The sequence below is a fragment of the Bariatricus sp. HCP28S3_A7 genome, from assembly GCF_052066375.1.
GTDB lineage: Bacteria > Bacillota > Clostridia > Lachnospirales > Lachnospiraceae > Allocoprococcus.
The window spans coordinates 1-17,157 of record NZ_JBQHSG010000017.1 but is presented as its reverse complement, the minus strand read 5'-3'; the positions used below and the strand labels follow the sequence as shown (position 1 = coordinate 17,157).

General features: G+C 48.4%; 15 protein-coding genes and 1 pseudogene. 1 reads left to right on the top strand and 15 read right to left on the bottom strand.

Annotated elements, in window-relative coordinates; all coding sequences use genetic code 11:
* Positions 1–17 precede the first annotated feature (17 nt).
* From ACTNA4_RS11445 to ACTNA4_RS11375, 15 genes are all read right to left on the bottom strand, one after another.
* A complete protein-coding gene (locus ACTNA4_RS11445; protein WP_055195143.1) occupies positions 18–2,090 on the bottom strand; it encodes a DNA topoisomerase 3 in 2,073 nt (690 codons plus the stop codon).
* Positions 2,091–3,518, bottom strand: a complete 1,428-nt coding sequence (locus tag ACTNA4_RS11440; RefSeq protein ID WP_028086446.1) for a CD1107 family mobile element protein — start codon at positions 3,516–3,518, stop codon at positions 2,091–2,093.
* Positions 3,481–3,834: a DUF4315 family protein gene (locus ACTNA4_RS11435; RefSeq protein WP_227163109.1), complete on the bottom strand. Its 354-nt coding sequence runs from the start codon at positions 3,832–3,834 to the stop codon at positions 3,481–3,483. The genes ACTNA4_RS11440 and ACTNA4_RS11435 overlap by 38 nt, the downstream gene beginning before the upstream one ends.
* Entirely contained in the window at positions 3,815–6,616 is a 2,802-nt protein-coding gene (locus ACTNA4_RS11430) for a CD1108 family mobile element protein (protein WP_441030149.1), read from the bottom strand. The genes ACTNA4_RS11435 and ACTNA4_RS11430 overlap by 20 nt, the downstream gene beginning before the upstream one ends.
* A 145-nt stretch (positions 6,617–6,761) precedes the next feature.
* Positions 6,762–9,218, bottom strand: coding sequence for a VirB4-like conjugal transfer ATPase, CD1110 family (locus ACTNA4_RS11425; protein ID WP_441030136.1), 2,457 nt, complete (start codon positions 9,216–9,218; stop codon positions 6,762–6,764).
* Positions 9,100–9,564: a PrgI family protein gene (locus ACTNA4_RS11420; RefSeq protein ID WP_012744297.1), complete on the bottom strand. Its 465-nt coding sequence runs from the start codon at positions 9,562–9,564 to the stop codon at positions 9,100–9,102. Before ACTNA4_RS11420 ends, ACTNA4_RS11425 begins: the two co-directional genes overlap by 119 nt.
* A gap of 23 nt (positions 9,565–9,587) precedes the next feature.
* Positions 9,588–10,457 carry a VirB6/TrbL-like conjugal transfer protein, CD1112 family gene (locus ACTNA4_RS11415; RefSeq protein WP_441030133.1) on the bottom strand — a complete coding sequence of 290 codons (870 nt, stop codon included), beginning with the start codon at positions 10,455–10,457 and terminating at the stop codon, positions 9,588–9,590.
* A gap of 12 nt (positions 10,458–10,469) precedes the next feature.
* Entirely contained in the window at positions 10,470–10,631 is a 162-nt protein-coding gene (locus tag ACTNA4_RS11410) for a Maff2 family mobile element protein (protein WP_227036482.1), read from the bottom strand.
* A gap of 20 nt (positions 10,632–10,651) precedes the next feature.
* Positions 10,652–12,277, bottom strand: a complete 1,626-nt coding sequence (locus tag ACTNA4_RS11405) for a recombinase family protein (RefSeq protein ID WP_441030131.1) — start codon at positions 12,275–12,277, stop codon at positions 10,652–10,654.
* A 111-nt stretch (positions 12,278–12,388) separates the two neighbouring features.
* Complete coding sequence (locus ACTNA4_RS11400; protein WP_020995296.1) at positions 12,389–12,577, bottom strand: transposon-encoded TnpW family protein; 189 nt, start codon at positions 12,575–12,577, stop codon at positions 12,389–12,391.
* A 14-nt stretch (positions 12,578–12,591) separates the two neighbouring features.
* On the bottom strand, positions 12,592–13,434 hold the full coding sequence (locus tag ACTNA4_RS11395; RefSeq protein WP_074754404.1) for an ATP-binding protein: 843 nt from the start codon (positions 13,432–13,434) through the stop codon (positions 12,592–12,594).
* Positions 13,431–14,183, bottom strand: a complete 753-nt coding sequence (locus ACTNA4_RS11390; protein WP_074754406.1) for a phage replisome organizer N-terminal domain-containing protein — start codon at positions 14,181–14,183, stop codon at positions 13,431–13,433. The genes ACTNA4_RS11395 and ACTNA4_RS11390 overlap by 4 nt, the downstream gene beginning before the upstream one ends.
* Positions 14,184–14,295: 112 nt before the next feature.
* Positions 14,296–14,682 carry a cysteine-rich VLP domain-containing protein gene (locus tag ACTNA4_RS11385; protein ID WP_004452819.1) on the bottom strand — a complete coding sequence of 129 codons (387 nt, stop codon included), beginning with the start codon at positions 14,680–14,682 and terminating at the stop codon, positions 14,296–14,298.
* Positions 14,672–16,297 carry a relaxase/mobilization nuclease domain-containing protein gene (locus ACTNA4_RS11380; protein ID WP_002584974.1) on the bottom strand — a complete coding sequence of 542 codons (1,626 nt, stop codon included), beginning with the start codon at positions 16,295–16,297 and terminating at the stop codon, positions 14,672–14,674. The genes ACTNA4_RS11385 and ACTNA4_RS11380 overlap by 11 nt, the downstream gene beginning before the upstream one ends.
* Positions 16,269–16,667, bottom strand: a complete 399-nt coding sequence (locus tag ACTNA4_RS11375; protein ID WP_002584975.1) for a plasmid mobilization protein — start codon at positions 16,665–16,667, stop codon at positions 16,269–16,271. Before ACTNA4_RS11375 ends, ACTNA4_RS11380 begins: the two co-directional genes overlap by 29 nt.
* A 279-nt stretch (positions 16,668–16,946) precedes the next feature.
* On the opposite strand from ACTNA4_RS11375, the pseudogene ACTNA4_RS11370 reads away from it, so the two are divergent.
* Positions 16,947–17,157: pseudogene (locus tag ACTNA4_RS11370) on the top strand (hypothetical protein); the annotation flags it as partial.

Here is a 17,157-nt window from a genome sequence, read left to right as displayed (position 1 = left end):
TGCCTGCAATACACTACTTATCGTTGTGGAAAAATAAGATTGAACTGTACATTTCCCTCTCCGGGATCGACCATCTCCACAGTTGCTTCATACTGTCTCCCTGTTTTTCTTGATACCAGATCCTTATAATGGATTTTTCCTTTAGACAGGAACTTCTTTGCTGCCACCTTATCCATCTTTTTTCCCTGGCTTGCAAGAAATTTATCATTTTTCCATAAGGTAAAAGCACATTTCCGGTCAGAACAGTAAAAATTTACTTTTCCTTCCCTGACATCTGCTCCACAGCGGGGACATTTGCCAATGACTTCTCCTTTTGCCTTTCCCTGAAACTGATTTTTCTTCTCTTCTGAAATCCCCTGATACCTGGCAACCAGTTCCTGCATCAGCTCTGTAATCCCATTTAGGAATTCATCTGCTGTCTCTGTATTCTGGGCAATATGATTCAATGCCATTTCCCACTCTGCGGTCATCTTCGGAGATTTAATCTCATCCGGTAGAACCGTAATCAGCACATTTCCATCATCTGTCGGCACCAGATTTTTCTTTTCCCTTTTCACAAAGCCAGACTGAATCAGTTTTTCAATGATTGCTGCCCTTGTTGCAGGAGTACCAAGTCCTTTCTTTTCTGTATCTTCGGTCAGCTCTTCATTCCCTGCACGTTCCATCGCAGAAAGCAGGGTATCTTCTGTGTACTGTTTCGGTGGCTGTGTAAAATGCTCCGATACAAAAGAATCACAGGGACCATAATGCTTGCCTGCCCAGATATCCAACTCCGGCTCTTCTTTTTCTGCAATGATTCCAAAGAACTGTTTCAGTTTTTTCTCAATTGTCTTGAACCCTTCCTGTTTTGTTTTCTTTGCATTGAGATAAAACGTATGATAATTGCAGGTAATCTGACATTTATGACTCTCATAAATATAAGGATCTGCAGTTGCTGTCAGAACCCTGGCACTGATCAAATACAAAATCTTGCGGCTTCGTTCTTTCAGTTCACCAATATCTGCTTTGGCTACTTCCATGGTTGGGATAATCGCATGGTGATCGGATACTTTCTTTGAATTTAATACCTTACTCACGTCCGGTTGATATTCCAGACCTTCAGCATAAGGCATTTTCCCAAATAACATCTGAATCAGAGTTTCTGTACTTTCTCCCATCTCATCTGTCAGATACTGGCTGTCTGTTCTCGGATAAGTGACAAGCTTCTGCTCATACATCTCCTGCACAGCATCCAATGTCTGCTGTGCGGTATAGCCAAACATTCTGTTAGCTTCCCTCTGCAGGGTGGTCAGATCATAAAGCTTCGGAGGGCGGACCGTTTTCTCTTTCACATCATCCTTCTCCACTTCGCACATGCGCTCCTGACACTCTGCAGCCACTTTATCTGCATCTTCTTTTTTCTGAAAATTCTCTGTGACCGCATCCATATCGTCAAATTTGATATGAGCCATATAATATTTCTCTTTGGTAAATTCCTTGATCTTCTGATTTCGATCCACGATCATGGCAAGTGTTGGTGTCTGTACTCTTCCAACTTTCAGATTCTGGTTATACAGAACAGAAAAAAGACGGCTCGCATTGATTCCCACCAGCCAGTCAGCCTTTGCCCTGCAAAGAGCTGACTGATAGAGACTGTCATAACACGAACCGTCTTTTAATGACGCAAATCCATCTTTAATTGCCTGTTCTTCCATGGAAGAGATCCAGAGTCGCTTCATCGGCTTTTTACATCCTGCCTGCTCATACACCAGACGGAAGATCAGCTCACCTTCACGTCCTGCATCAGTGGCACAGATCACTTCATCTACTTTGGAATCTCTCATAAGTTTCTTTAAGATTCCAAACTGCTTTTTCGTACCTTCCAATACCTTATGTTTCCAACATTCTGGCACAATCGGCAGATCATCATATCTCCATTTTTTATATTTTTCATCGTATTCCGATGCATCACATAATCCAACCAGATGTCCTACGCACCAGGAAACGATATAACCGTTTCCCTCCACGTAGCCATCTTTTCTTGTTCTGGCTCCAAGCACGGAAGCCAGTGCCATCGCAACCGATGGCTTTTCTGCAATCACTAATTTCATTTACTCCTGCTCCTCTTCTTCATCTTCTAGTACCTCATCATTGAAATCTTCATCTTTCAAAACTTCTGTCCCTGCATTTTCCTGTTCTTCCTGCTCATCTGCATCGTCTACCTCCCGTTTTTCTGACTCTGAATCTTCGGATTCATTTTCATCCTCTTCCATCTCATCTTCATCATCATATTCATGTTTCGGTTTGTAGACTTTCAAGTAATAACCACCTGCCGCAGCTCCAACAGCAACCAATCCGATCAGTAGATAAGTCCCTGCCAAACTTTTGTCTTCTGGCATCTGAATTTCATCCTCTACCTTATCTTTCTCATCTGTCTCTGTCGTTTCCGGCTTTTCTTCTTCAGCCTGTTTCTCTGGTTCTGCATAAACAATATCTACTTCCGGAAGTGTCACAGAATCAGAAAGTGTGAAGTTCATCAGGTCTTTCTCACTGACTTCGGTAAGGAAATACACATTATCCTGAGATTTTGAATTGTCGATGATCAGATAAAAAATCTTACCACTCTTAGTTGAAATGGTATAAAACTCTTTTGTGCCTTCCGTAGCTGTTTTGGTAACAGAATCTGCTGTCTCGCCTTCTTTATTAAGCTGTTCCTCAATACCTGTCACTGTCCGATCATCCACAGTTCCTTTTGCATCTGTTGGCTCAGAAGCCTGTGCATCCTGCGGAAGTGGTGAAGTCGTTGTTTTCTCAGTCCCAGTTGCATCTGCACTGGTCGTGGTTGCCATCGCACCATTGCTGTCACCTGAAGTTTTCTGTTTCTCTGCCTGCTTCTTTGCCCATTCATAATAAGGATTCTGCAACACATACTTTTCAGAAGTATTTCCGGCACCATCCGTTACCGTGATTTCAATCTGTTTTGTTGTAAAATCTTTCTGTGTCAGTTGCACTCTCAGCATTCCATCCTTCAGATCTGTATAAGTGGTGCCATTAACTGTCACAGAAGTAATGCCGGAAACGGTATCATTTCCCTGAATCGTCAGTACACCATCTGTCAGAGATGCAGAAAGCGTAGGCTTTTCTGTGTCATAACACTTAATAGAGCGATTCTGCTCATAGACCTTCCCCTCACCATCTGTCACACGCACATAGACCGTCTGATTACCAGTAATGGAAATACTTCCATTCCCTGTCACATCCTGCCAGCTTCCGTCTTTCCCAGCTTTCGCTTCAATTTTTGTGATAGAAAATCCTTCTGGCATATGACTGGCATCCACAGTAATTGCGACTGCCGTTTCCCCCTGTCTCCAGCCATCTGGCTTTTCAATCGTAATTGCGGGTGCTGTATTCTCTGCCGCTAACACACTCTGTGTCTGCAACATAGGCGATGTCAAGCAAAGAATCGTTGTTGCCGCAAGCAATCCTTTTTTCACGCTATTTTTAGATTTCTTCTGTTTCATCTTCTCTAAATTCATCATCAGACCTTGTTTCCTCCTTCTGTATTTCTACCCTGCCGGGCAGTTCATTTTTCATTCTCTTTTTGAAAGCTTCCAGCTCTGGAATGCTCATATCCATTGCACGGATAATTTTTACAATTTCCAGATTTTCCGCTTCTGTTTTTGCTATCTCCGCAGCCTTGAAACGCTTTAAATCTGCTTCATATCTGGCTTTGGATGCTTCCATTTTTTCCTTGGCTTTCTCATAATCTGCCGTTGCTTTTTCAAGACTTTTCATCGCTTCTCCTTTCCGGACGGCTGTTACACCGCCCTTTTCCTTACCATCGTCCGAATCCATAGAAATGACTCTGCCAGTATGGAGAGTTGATGGACGTATACTGCACCGGATGCCCACAATGGATCATCTGACCATTGCCCACATAGATTCCGATATGCGTTACCGGAACTCCTGCATCGTAAGTACCTGTAAAGAAGATCAGATCTCCTGGCTGTGCTTCTGACTGAGATACCGGCGTACAAATGTCATACAATCCCTGTGCCGTTAATCTTCCTGTATTCCTTACACCTGAATGTGTCAGGCAGTAACTTACGAATCCAGAACAGTCAAATCCACTTGGCGAATATCCACCCCACACATACGGTGTCCCAAGATATCTCGCTGCTTCATTTAACAAACGCTGTGCTGCTTCACTGGTATATTCATTGCCGCCAAATCCTGCCCCTTCTCCTGTTTCCAGATAAAAGATCGGGTTTAACCGCTCTCCATTTTTCAGAAGTTCAATGTGAAGATGGCTTCCTGTAGAATTTCCGGTATTTCCTACAAGCCCTATCTCATCACCTTTCGTGACGGATGCTCCTGCAGATACACTCCGGCTGCTTAAATGTGCATACCGCAGTTCATAGCCTTTACTGTCCTTGATCACAACATAATTGCCATAGCTGTCGTTATAAGCAGAAGTTGTAACCGTTCCGGTCAGCCCTGCCATTACTTTTGTCCCTTCCGGTGCTCCGATATCCATACCATTATGAAGCTGATTTGCTCCTGATATTGGATGAATCCTGTATCCATAATAGCTGGTCACACTGGAATACCAGTTAAAATCAACCGGTGTTGCAAACATCTGCAAGTTGCCTTTTGTATCGTTGTAGGCACTGAACAGTTCTTTCTGGAAAAATCCCAACCTGTCCTGACAGATTGACATCAGGTTTCCACTATTTAAGGTGACATTCAGCACATCTACATCTCTTGTCCTGGTCACTTCCACTTCATTGCTTCCATTATCATCTGCCAGATAACATTCCCATGTTTGATGTCCATGTGCAGATGCTGCCGCATGACTGTCATAATAGACATCAAACTGTACACCGTATCTTGCGAAAGCTCCGGTATCTTCTACGGTATATTCGACACCATTCATAACTACCTTTGTTCCCATTGGTACAAACGGATTGGAAGCATCTACCGCTAAGGTATGATTGGCAGTTGGATATGCTCCACTGGCAGTCGGTCCTCCGCTCCAAATACCACAACAGATTGGGCAGTTGCAATAGCCACTGGTAACAACCTGTCCCAAAGATTCTCCAACCCTTACTGTCGCAGTCTCTGTCACAGTCTCATTCACTGCTTCAGTAGTCAGATGGTATTGCTCTGCAAACAACGCATCCAGTTCTGGCTTCACCTGCTCAAACGTAAACTCCTCATATTTTGCAGACAGGTAACTGATCAGGATAAACGGATCATGCTCTATCGGACCAATATCATAGCGGTACTCATCATGCCCCGGTTCTTCCGATTCCATGTTGTTGATCCGCTCCTGCAGATTAGCTTCCAGCTGTGTGTAATACAGTTCCGCTTCCCGGATTGCCTGATCCGATGACAGATAACTGGTTCCGGTATAAGTGATCACATTTTGTAAAAACACTGCAGAGCAAGACGTGACATTCGTTATGATCAGAAACATCAATCCGATCAGAACTGCTACACTGATATACACCTTCCGGTTTTCTTTAAAGAAGTTGGTGACTTTGCCGCCAATCTTCTTGATATAATCAATCGTACCTTTTGTAGCTGTTCCTACTGTCTGTTCACTTCTCTTCGCTTTGGCATAATCCCGTTTGATCTGTTGCTTCTGAATCTGTTTTTTCAGTTTCTTCTGCTCCTGACGGGCTGCAGCCTGTGTCTGTTTCTCTGCCTGTCTTTCAAGTCTGCTTCTTTTTCTGGATGCCCTCTGTTTCCTGCGTCTGGCACTTCTCTGTTCCAGCCGGTAAACACCTTCGCCGCTTTCTTCTAACTTATGGGCACCTTCTACCGCCGCATTATCATCTTCATTTTTGCTGATCTCACGGTGCAATGCTGCGGAAGTTGCACTTCCTGCTTTCTTGACAACAGAAGTTTTTTCAGTTTTCACAGATTCCCCTTCTCCAAACTTCAAGCGGGATTTCTTCTTTCCAGGAGCTTCCCCTTCATTTGCCTGATAGACCTGTGCTTTCTTGGAATGCTGCTTTGCTTCCTTTTTCTTTCTTGCTTCTTCATAAGAAAACTTTTTGGCTTTTTCTTTCTGTTTCTGATGGCGGAAATTGACTCCATCCGTATCCATCTGGTTCAATTTCTCCATATCTTTGTCATTTTTCACAGAAGCACCAGTTTCCTCATAAGCAAACTTCAAACGTTGTTTTTGTTTTGGCTTTTTGCTGCCACCTGTCTGATTTCTCCGGCTGTCTCCTCTGTTTTCTGATAGATCAGCACGTTTTTCTTTCAGTCTCCCTGACTGTCCGGCTTCGGATTTTTCTGCAAGTCTGGATTCTTTTCCGACTTCAGCACGGATTCTTTTCCGATTTTGCTGTTTACTACTCTGTCCAAAATCCTCACTTTGCTTCTCTGTCCGTATCAGTTCCGGTGCATCTCTGGATTTTTGCACAGAGGGACGAATATTTTTCCCACTCCGTTCAGACTGGCGGGGAGACTTATCCACAAGGTTTTCTTCTTTTTCCCCCTGTTTTCTTCCCATCTGCACATCACTGGCACGGTTACTGACACGAACAGAAGATTTATCTGTCAGGTTTTCTTCCACCAGACCATCCTTGGTCATCTTTTGGACTTTCTTGTCCCTGACTTTCATTCTCTGTTCTGCCACTACTTACTCCTCCTTCTTCGGATACCCTTTCCCTGCCTGTAATAAGCAGAGAAAAGCGATGCCGAAAACAGCACCGCTACTAAAAGTTAATACATATGAAATTGCTCGTAACATTGTTTTCTCCTTTGATTTAATCTGCTTCGGAAGTCTCCTCTAAGCGGGTTGTCATGATTTTATAGAGGGAATTCTTCGGGAATCTGTCTACAAATGGGATAATGACATTTCCATAGAACAAAAGTCCTTCCCCCTCATTACTGTTGGTTACATAGGACAGCTGGGTTGGTGAGATATTCAGCTGTTTTGCCAGAATCTGCCTGTCACCGGATGCCTGGTTGAGCATATAGATAAAATCAGAGTTTTCAAAAATATTCTCGATTTCCCTGGAAGCTAAAAGATCCTTAATGTTCTGGGTAATTCCTGTCGGAATACCGCCCCATTTACGGAATCGCTTCCAGATTTCCACGCTGTAGGCTGCTGTCTGTTCTTCTTTTAAGAGAAGATGGAATTCATCCACATAGTAACGGGTGGATTTATGAGCGGAACGGTTGAGCGTCACTCGGTTCCATACCTGGTCCTGCACAATCAGCATCCCGATCTTCTTCAGCTGTTTTCCAAGCTCCTTGATATCAAAACATACGATACGGTTGTTGATGTCCACATTTGTGCGATGATTAAATACATTCAGGGAACCTGTAACGTAAATCTCCAATGAAGTTGCCAGACGCTGTGCTTCCGGCTCTTCCTGTTTCCGCAACAGATTATATAAATCCTCCAGTATCGGCATCTTCTCAGGTACTGGATCGGCAAGATATTCCTGATACACCAGCCGCACACACCTGTCGATGATGGTCTTTTCTACCGGTTCCAATCCATTCTTTCCTCCAACAATCAGCTCACACAACGACAGAATAAAATCTGCTTTCAATGACAGTGGATTATCTTCCTCGGAATAGTTCAGGTTCAGATCCATTGGATTGATATACTGGTCAGATACCGGAGAAACCCGTACCACCTGCCCGTGCAGTGCCTGCACAAGTGCCGAATATTCGGCTTCTGGATCGCAGACGATGATATCATCTTCTGTGATCAGGAAGCAGTTTGTAATTTCTCTCTTTGCTGAGAAGGACTTACCGGAACCTGGTGTACCAAGAATCAGTCCATTCGGGTTCTTCAAACGTTTTCGATCAACCATAATCATGTTGTTGGATAATGCATTCAGTCCATAATAAAGAGCCTCCCCTTCCTGAAACAGTTCCTGTGTCGTAAACGGCACGAAGATCGCTGTTGAAGATGTGGTAAGCCCTCTCTGAATTTCAATCCGATTGACTCCCAGCGGAATACAGGACATGAGTGCTGCTTCCTGCTGATAATCCAGCTGTTTTAAGGAACAGTTATATTTCTGTGCGATTCCCTGCACCTGGAAAATATTGTTATCCAGCTTCTGACGCTTCTTTGCGGTATTCATTACCAGAACCGTCACAAGGAACATTCTCTCATTTCTGGACTGCAGATCTTCCAGCAGGTTTTTCGCCTCTTCTCCATAGGTTATAAGGTCCGATGGAAGCACGTCCATATCATAACCGGAACGTACCGCCCGTTTCTGCTCTTCAATCTTCATCTTATCCAGATCTGAAATCTTACTCTTGATCATCTTGATTGCAGAACTCTGGTCAATGGACTGGATATGAATGTTGACATTGATGCTGTCATCCACATCCAGGAAATCTGCAAGCATCCGGTCTGTAAGCTCCGGTGCAAGAATCTGCAGGTAACTCACACTTCCCAGCGTTCTTCCCATCAAAAATGTCTGATTCTTGGAAAAGTTAAAGGAAGTCGGTGCAATAAAATCTTTGGTCTTTAATCCGGTTTCCGGAAGCATCTTATACTGGAACTTAAATGGTTCAATCCGATCCTGGTTGAACACATGATACATAATCTCCAGCCTTTCCAGACCATTCAGGGAATGTGCCTGTGCTCCCAGGACCTTAAAGTTATTTAAGATATCTGTTTCGACTCTTTCAAGCCTTGGCCTTGCCACCTTCAGGCTTTCTGCTTCGATTCCAAAAGTGATATACTTTGTCTTCACCAGACCATTATTTCCCTTGGAAAGCTGATTCTTCAACATGGTACGGTATTCTTCACGAATGGCATTGAAGTCATCGTTCTGATCCGGAATGTCAATGCTTTTCTCAAATTCTGCCACATCCACCTGCTGATTGATAAAAGACAGCTGCACACTGATGGAAGAATCAAAGTAATTTAAGAAATCACAATAATTCTCAAATATCGTAGTCTTATCCTCATTTAAAGCAAGCTGATAGTTGATGTCATAAAACTGAATCGTCTTGGAGAAAAAGGTCTTTGTCACCTGGCAAATACCATCCTGCAGCATCCGAATATACGGAATACTCTGCTGTGCTGTTGTAGGAATGTTTTTCTGTTTCCTGCGGTCCCGTTCCTGCTTCTTCCTACGCTTTTCCTGTTCTCTTTCTTTTCTGCTTTTTTTGTTTCTTCTTTCCTGACGGTTTCTTTTTTCCGCCAGGGACAGACGCTCCTGCTGAGCCTCCTGCTTTGTCTTTTTTGCCATCCGGCACACCCTCCTTTTTTACAAGGGTGGAAATCTCCTGATAAAAATTTTCTGTCTTATATGGTCTTACTGCCGGACAGATAAACTTCTGTCGAATGATATTTGCCACCACTTTTTCAAAGGGAAGCCCGTCTTTTTCATACATTGCCATGAAGAAAAACGGAAGCATGATCGTTACCATCAGAATGGCAGCAATACTGGAACCGATTGGTTTTCTCATGAACAGATAAAACGGAATCCCCACAACTGCGGCAAGTGAAAAGAAAATCAGCTGCCGCTTTGTCAGATTTAATGCTACTTTTGTTTTGACCTTGGTAAGGTCTTTTGGTACTGGTACATACGCCATGGTATGCGCTCCTTTCCTGCCCGTTAATGGGCATTGAATATTGATTTGCTAAGGCTTCCGGTCTTGAATAATGAAAATGCAAGAATCACGGTATAAGCCGCTACTGAAAACATTGCTGCATGAAGGTCACTGGATATGGTCATTGCATTTACTAAAACTGCATAAATTCCCACACAGACCATCATGAAGAATCCCTGAAATGCCAGTGCGAACAAGCCTTTTAAATAGTTGTTTCCGATATTGCCCCATTCCTTATTGGTCATGGTGGCAAACGGAATTGGTGCTATGGAAGTGTAAAGGTAAATCTCTATCATTCTTCCGTACAAAATAACGGTTATAATGATTGACAGAATACGCATGGTAATACTGATCAACAGCGTTTCCATGGATAACAAGAACAAATCCCCCAGTTCCATATCTTCCAGTGCATCCACAATCCTTGTGATTGCTTCCGATGCATCCACTGCTGTGTTCCCGGAAATCACTCCGGCGGCATTGTTGACCACATGCTGACCAACATCAAATACCGCCATCGTGATATTGAACGTATTTGTCACCAGATAAATGGCTACATACGCTTTAAAGATCCATAGGAAAATGTTATAAGTCTCAAATTCATGAAAGTTGTTTTTTTGTGTTACCATCGTAATCAGCTCATAGCAAAGGACAAATGTGATGATCAGCCCCGCAATGGGGACGATCACCGTCTGGGAAATGTTCTGGATCAGATTGAAGATTCCGGCATTCCATCCCTGCGGTGTCTGTCCCACCTGCCCGGCTATGGTTCCCACCTGCTCATTGACAGACGTGAACATGTTATCCAAACATGACTTGATAAGCCCGATCAGGATATCCATTATCGCTTCCGTAATTCTCTCAATGATGGTATTCATCTACCACTCCTCTTAAGAGAACAATGTTGCCAGCTGTGGAATCAGGGTAGTTCCCAGCAGCATGATTCCGGCACCAGCCATCAGCTGTTTGATGCCCTGGCTCTTTGCTGATGTGCGATAAAGAAGTAATAGAAGTGTAAAAAATTTTGCCGTTCCTATCCGGCACTTGGCCATTGTGTCGGATAGGTCGGGCGTTAGGCTTCGGGCAAGTCAATTTTGCCGACAAAGCTGTAATAAATCTCAATGTCCTGCCTGCGGGTGCCGTTCTCGTCATAGCTGCACTCATGCACGACGATTTTCTCAATCATTTCCCGCAAGAGGGTGGGTGTCAATTCCTCAAAGGCAAGGTGCTTGCGGACAATCCCCATGAATTTCTCGGCGTTAACGGTGGCCGCCTGCGACTTGTCCAGTTCCGCCTGCAATGCGGCGGTGCGGTCTTTTAGTTCCCGCTGCTCCTGCTCATAGTCTGCCGACAGTTCCATGAAACGCTCGTCGCTGATTTTGCCGTTCACATTGTCCTCATACAGCCGCTTGATAATGCGGCTCACTTCGGCAATCCGCTCCTGCGCCTGTTCAAGCTGCTTGGTGGCTGCGGCGGTCTTTCTCTTGCCGCCGATTTCGTTCTGCTGGATCAGCAGCTTTACAAAACGGCTCTCGTGCCTGGCAGCATACTCCGTCACTTGCCGGAGATTGGAGAGGACACCGGCGGTCAGCAGGTCGGTGCGGATAAAGTGCGCCGTACAGTCGCGGGTGCGCTTCTTGTAGCTGCCGCAGATGTAACAGTCCTGCTTGCGGTTCCGGTTCTTGTTCTGATACCGCTGCTGGTACATCACATGGCCGCAGTCGGCGCAGAACAGCATACCAGAGAACAGCCCCACTTCGTCATAGCGGTTCGGGCGTTTGCGCTGCTTGCGTAACTCCTGCACACGCTCCCATGTTTCCGTGTCAATAATCGGCTCATGGTGGTTCTCAAAAATGGCCTGCTTCTCAATGGGATTTTCTACGCTGTGCTTGGTCTTGTAAGAGGGCTTTTCCGTCTTGAAGTTTACCAGACAGCCGGTGTACTCCCGGTTTTCGAGGATATGAACGACGGTGTTCGTCGCCCATTTACACTCATAGCCGGGGTGGTAGCGGCGTGTGCTGCCTGTCCTGCGGTATTCCAGCGTCCCCGGCGTGGGGATTTGCTGTTCCGTCAGCATACGGGCAATCTTGGTCGGGCCGTTCCCCGCAAGGCAAAGCTGGTAAATCTGCTGGACAACCGGCGCGGTTTCCTCGTCAACGATATAGTTCTCGTCCTCGTCCATGAGGTAGCCATACACCGGCTTGCTGGTAACGGGCTTGCCGCTCATGCCTTTTGCTCTTTTAACTGCCTTGATTTTCTTGCTCGTATCTCTCACCAGCCATTCGTTGAACAGATTTCGCAGAGGGGTAAAATCATTGTCCATGCCGCCGTTTGCGCTGTCCACATTGTCGTTGACAGCGATAAAACGCACGCCCTTTTGAGGGAACAGCATTTCCGTGTAAAACCCTACCTGCAAGTAGTTTCGCCCTAACCGGCTCATGTCCTTGACAATGACCGTACCAACTTTCCCGGCTTCAATGTCCGCAAGCATGGCTTGAAATCCGGGCCGCTGGAAGTTCGCGCCGGAATAACCGTCGTCGGTGTACCAGCGCAGATTGGTAAAGCCGTTCTGTTTTGCGTAGGTTTCGAGTATCCTTTTTTGGTTCGATATGGAATTACTCTCGCCTTGCAGCTCGTCCTCATGGGACAATCTCGGATAAAGGGCGGTAATGAGGTTTTGGGTGGCTTGTCTTAACATAAAATCCTCCGTTTCCGACAGCCAGCCCCACTATTCCGTGGTTTCATTGTACCACGGAACAGCGGGGGCTGTACAGCGGCAAAAGCGTTAAATTTGCTTCTTTACAGTCGGTCAAATTGCCGGTTTTTGCGTAGCAGCGGCTTCCGCTTCCAGTACCCGCGCCATTTTGTCGGCGGCGGTGGTCGTGGTATCTTTCTTGAAATAGCCGGACACGACAAGGACGGAATTGCCCATGCGGATTTCCGTCACGCAGTCGGGGCGGCGGGCGGTGCGGGTGTCGTGCTGCTTGTTATCTGCCATAGGCAATACTCCTTTCAGTCGGTAATCAGTTTCTTCATGCTCTCCATTTTCCGCTTGGCGGTTTCCTGCCGGAAGTTGTCGCCGGTAAAGCGTACCGGGACGCACATGGAAAGCAGCCGGTCATAAATCCGGGAATGGGCGGTGTCCTCCGGGTTTCGCAGGTCGTCCAGCGTGAGGTTGGTCGTGACGATCAGCGGCTTGCCGCTGCGGTAACGGCTGTCAATCACATTGAAAACCTGTTCCAGCCCGTAGTCGGTGCCGCGTTCCATGCCAAAGTCGTCAAGGATCAGCAGCGGATAGCGGCAAAGGCGGGAAATGTACTCGTTGCGCCCCTCAAAGCTGGCGGCAAGGTCATTGAGGATCAGGGCAAAGTTCGTCATGTGGACGGGGATTTCTTTCTCCATGAGGGCGTTTGCGATACAGCCCGCAAGGTAGCTTTTCCCGGTTCCTACGCCGCCCCAGAACAGGCAGCCGATATTGTCTGTCCGCATATCCTCCCAATGCTCCACATACCGGCGGGCAAGCCCGGCCTGCGGGTTCCTGCCGTTGTCATTCTCGAAAGTCCAGTCCCGCATGGCGGGGTCGGTAAAGCCCCGGCGTTTCAGTTCTTCCACGGTGTCAAGGTGCCTGCGCCGCTTTTCGGCGGCTTCCCGTTCCTCGCGGGCGGTTTTCTGGCAGTCGCACTCTGCCGGGTGGCGGTCGCGCCCGAAGATAGCGGCCTTATCCGGCGCAAAATAGGCTTCTTTCGGCTTGCGGCACTTGCCGCAGTACAGCAAACCGTCCTCGCCGGTGTAGTCCTCCGGCTCCGGGGTGGTGGCCGTCATATTCTCCAAAACAGCGTTGATTTCGTTCTTCATAAACTCTCGCCCTCCTTGCATGAGTAGTCTGGTATGCCCTTTTTCGGGGCTTTCTTAGTTGCGTCCTCCTGCGCCCATTTGTAGATGGTGGCGGCATGGCTCTTGTATCGCTTGCCGCTGGACGCGATATGGCAGGATAGCCGGTCAATGTAATAGTCCCATTTGCCGGGCAGGTCTGCTTTCAGCCCGTCCAGTTCCGATTGCGAAAGAAAAACATTTTCATACCGGCCATAGGCGGCGCGGGCGGGTTGTCCCGTATCTAACTCTCGCTCTCTCTCTTTTTCTATCTCTTTCTCTATCTCTATCTCTGGCGGACAAATGTCCGCTTGATATGGTGGACATTTGTCCGCCCCGGCCTTTGGCAAGGCTTTCTGCTCCTGCAAAGCCAGCCTTGCCCGCCGTTTTCGCTCCCCCTCGGTAGAGGATTGGCCGATCAGTAGTTCAATGTTGCTCATATACAGTGCGCCGTTCTGTAACGGCTCCACAAGCCCCAGCTTCATAAAAATCTGCAAGGCCCGTTCTACGGTGCCGACTTGCTGACGGGTAATGGTGGCAATCATCTGCGCGGTGTAGGGGATATTTTCATCAAGCTGCAACTTCCCGCCGTTTTTCAGCGATTTCAGGTACAGTTTCAAGAGGATGTTGGAATAGAGGATACCGTCCTGCATACTTTCCAGCAGCACAATGGCGTCCTCGTCAAAGTAATTCTCTTTCAGCTTGAGGTAGTAGTATTTTCGGTTGTCTGACATGGTTCCTCCTTTGGGTGGATTTGGGGTGTTTGTACGCATTTAGAACGCCGTTTCCGGGGGAAAAGGATAAATGTATCGCGTACCCTTTGACACCCACGAAAAAAGCCTTGATTTATGCGGGTTTGAAAGGCTCTAAAGCGTGACATCTCTGCCTTTGTTTCCGCTTTCTCTCGGCGGCGCGGATTTTCTTCATGCGCCCGGCGCAGTCGGGGCAGTATTTCCCCCGGTTGGATTTGGGGACAAAGGCCGCTCCGCAGACGGCACACCGTTTCCGGCTCCCCCGGTATAAGAGGGCTGCGGACAGCTCCCCGTCAAGGGGCAGGACAGCCACACGGAACCAGCGGCACATGAGGGAAAGGGAAATGCTCTGGACGCACACGCAAGGCTCCCCGTCGTCTAACAGCAGGCAGTTCCCCTCGTCGTAGTTACAGCACTCATGTACCAGCCGCCGCGCCCGCCGGTGCTGGCGGTAGTCCATGCGGGGCAGGTTATCGCTCATGGCTCTGCTCCTTTCTGCGGTGCGGCTCGTCCCGGCGCAAAATCTGGTTGATATTCCGCTTGACGGTCTGCAACTCCTTGAACCGCTGCTTCTGTTCGTGATAGGTGTTATACAGGCCGTCTTTCTCGGAGATAAGCTGCTCGATCTCGGCCTGCAACGCTTTCCGGGCGGGCAGCTTGGTAATGCCATGCGCCTTGAAATACCGGGCGGCTGCGTCGGCTATGATAAAATCGCTCTCATGGGCCTGCCGGTATGCGGCGCGGGCTTTCTCGGATTTCTGCGCTTTCAACCCGTCGCGGGCGGGCTTGGTCTGGGCGTAGGCCAACACCTGCCGCTGCAACTCCTTTTTCCCTTGCAGCTTGGTTTCCAGTGCTTTCAGTTCGCCGCTGGTCTGGCGCATTTCCGCATAGGCGGTATCAACGGCGGCTTCTAACTGCTCCGGGGAAGTAAAGCCGTACTGCTGGTAGACGGACAGCGTTTTGGCGGCCTGCTTCAGATTGTGTATCTTCGCCCAGCGTTCATAGCCCCGGCCTTTGCCCTCGGCCATTTTCTGCTCAATGTCCACAAGCCGCTGCACTCCGTCCTGTTTGGGGGCGGTTTGAGGGGCTTTTGCGGGCTGTATGCCGCGTTTCTCCTGCCAGGGGTATTCAGGTATGGCTGCGGCCTTTTCTATGGCTCTGGCGGCATTCTGCTCCAAAACGGCAAGGACGGCGGTGCGGTCAAAATCGTCGCCCAGCTTCCGGGCGGTGATGGGCTTTGTCCTGTCCGGCGTGAGATAGGACAGCCGCCCCCGGCTCTCCTTGACGGTCACACCCTCCCGCAGCAGCAGAGAGGAAAACTCGTCAAAGCTGGCGGCGGTGGCAAGGGCTTTCCGTATGGTCTGCCGCAGCTTTTCCTTGTTCGTTTCAAACTTGGTCTGCCGGGGCGTGATACCATCGGCAATCATGGGGGCGTTCTGCTTGTCCAGCGCGGCTTGTCCCTTTTTCTGCGCCCAATACTCCCGGTCGGTGATGCGGTTCTTGCTGCCGTTCAAGAGGTCGATTTGGTAAAGCCCCTCCCGGTGGCACATCTCCATGACTTCGGATTTGAAGTAGCGCAGGGCAGCGTCGGTACATCGGTGCTTGCAGCCGGCTTTCGTGTCGGCTGGCCTGTCCATGTAGGGCAGGAACGGCACTTCCTCAATCCGCAGGCTGTTTATGACGATATGCACATGAATGTTGCCGCTGTGGTTATGCCCGTCCGGGTGGGTGCAGACAAGGGCTTGGTGGCCGGGGAAATGTTCTTTACAGAATTGCTCCCCCAACGCCTGCGCCCGGTCTACGGTCAGGCCGTTGTCCGGCCCGTCCCGCGGGTCAAAGCTGATGATGTAGTGGTGGCTTTTCACATCTTCCCGCCGCTGGTTTTTCTCATAGCGGAGATTGGCCCGCATACACGCAACGGCAAAATCCTCCCCGCCGCAGTTCAGCGTAGACAGCCGGTAGTCCTCGCGGGGGATAAGCCTGCCGGTTTCATCAAGGACGGGCTTCATGGTAAATTCGTCATGCTCAAAGAGCAGGTATTGTTCGGCGGCTCCGTAGTCGGCGTTTTTAGAGTTGATATGTTTGAGTGTTGCCAACCGCGTCACCTACTTTCTTTAAGACTTCATACTTGAGGGCGGCAAGGTCGGCTATGGCGGCGCGTACCTCGCCGGACAACGCATGATAGGGCGCGCCGTACTCGTTCAGATACCGGGCAATCTGGTTGAGGTTGCCGCCGATCCTGCCGTACTCGGCTGCGAGCTTCCCGACAGCGGAGAGCAGTTCGTCATTGACCGACGACACATGGAGTACGGGGCGTATGGTGGTACGCCGGATCGCCTGCCGGAGAAATTCCGACTGGCTGATACCATAGGGCGCAAGCCGCGCTGTGAAGTCGGCGTATTCATCTTCGGTCAGCCGGGTTTTCACAACGCGGCTGCGGTGGGGTGTGTTGTATTTTTTTCGCATGGTCGTGACCTCCTTTCTTGCCGCATGAGCGCGGCGGGGATAAGCGGCGCAAGCCGCATAGCAGGGTTTGGGGAAGGCACTCCCCAACAAGTTTCCCGCGAGGGGCAAAACCGCAGAATTGCGGATTTTGGCACCGTGGTAGAAACTTGCTCTCGCTCTCGCTCTCGCTCTCGCTCTCGCTCTCGCTTCTCTTTACATTGACAACACAAAGCCCATTTGCTATAATATCGCGAAGAAGAACAGCCATGTTGTTCTAATTTCAGTATCGGAGGTATTCATATGGCAAACTGCAAAAACAGAAACAATTCAAAGGCATATTCTGTCTACCTGCTGTTCCGATTTGTCTTTTCCCTGGCGGTTTCTATGTCCACAGTGCTTTCCATCGTGTACCACCTGGAGGTGGTGCAGCTGGATGCTTTCCAGCTTGTCCTGGTAGGGACGGTTCTGGAGACCTCCTGCTTTCTGTTCGAGATACCCACCGGTGTGGTGG

Excerpts from the sequence above, each read along its gene's own strand:
- ACTNA4_RS11435 (WP_227163109.1), bottom strand. The coding sequence starts at position 3,834 with ATGGATTCGGACGATGGTAAGGAAAAGGGCGGTGTAACAGCCGTCCGG.
- ACTNA4_RS11425 (WP_441030136.1), bottom strand. The coding sequence starts at position 9,218 with ATGGCAAAAAAGACAAAGCAGGAGGCTCAGCAGGAGCGTCTGTCCCTG.
- ACTNA4_RS11390 (WP_074754406.1), bottom strand. The coding sequence starts at position 14,183 with ATGTCAGACAACCGAAAATACTACTACCTCAAGCTGAAAGAGAATTAC.
- ACTNA4_RS11405 (WP_441030131.1), bottom strand. The coding sequence starts at position 12,277 with ATGTTAAGACAAGCCACCCAAAACCTCATTACCGCCCTTTATCCGAGA.
- ACTNA4_RS11410 (WP_227036482.1), bottom strand. The coding sequence starts at position 10,631 with ATGGCCAAGTGCCGGATAGGAACGGCAAAATTTTTTACACTTCTATTA.
- ACTNA4_RS11430 (WP_441030149.1), bottom strand. The coding sequence starts at position 6,616 with ATGAAAGTCAGGGACAAGAAAGTCCAAAAGATGACCAAGGATGGTCTG.
- ACTNA4_RS11375 (WP_002584975.1), bottom strand. The coding sequence starts at position 16,667 with ATGCGAAAAAAATACAACACACCCCACCGCAGCCGCGTTGTGAAAACC.
- ACTNA4_RS11445 (WP_055195143.1), bottom strand. The coding sequence starts at position 2,090 with ATGAAATTAGTGATTGCAGAAAAGCCATCGGTTGCGATGGCACTGGCT.
- ACTNA4_RS11395 (WP_074754404.1), bottom strand. The coding sequence starts at position 13,434 with ATGAAGAACGAAATCAACGCTGTTTTGGAGAATATGACGGCCACCACC.
- ACTNA4_RS11420 (WP_012744297.1), bottom strand. The coding sequence starts at position 9,564 with ATGGCGTATGTACCAGTACCAAAAGACCTTACCAAGGTCAAAACAAAA.
- ACTNA4_RS11385 (WP_004452819.1), bottom strand. The coding sequence starts at position 14,682 with ATGAGCGATAACCTGCCCCGCATGGACTACCGCCAGCACCGGCGGGCG.
- ACTNA4_RS11440 (WP_028086446.1), bottom strand. The coding sequence starts at position 3,518 with ATGATGAATTTAGAGAAGATGAAACAGAAGAAATCTAAAAATAGCGTG.
- ACTNA4_RS11415 (WP_441030133.1), bottom strand. The coding sequence starts at position 10,457 with ATGAATACCATCATTGAGAGAATTACGGAAGCGATAATGGATATCCTG.
- ACTNA4_RS11400 (WP_020995296.1), bottom strand. The coding sequence starts at position 12,577 with ATGGCAGATAACAAGCAGCACGACACCCGCACCGCCCGCCGCCCCGAC.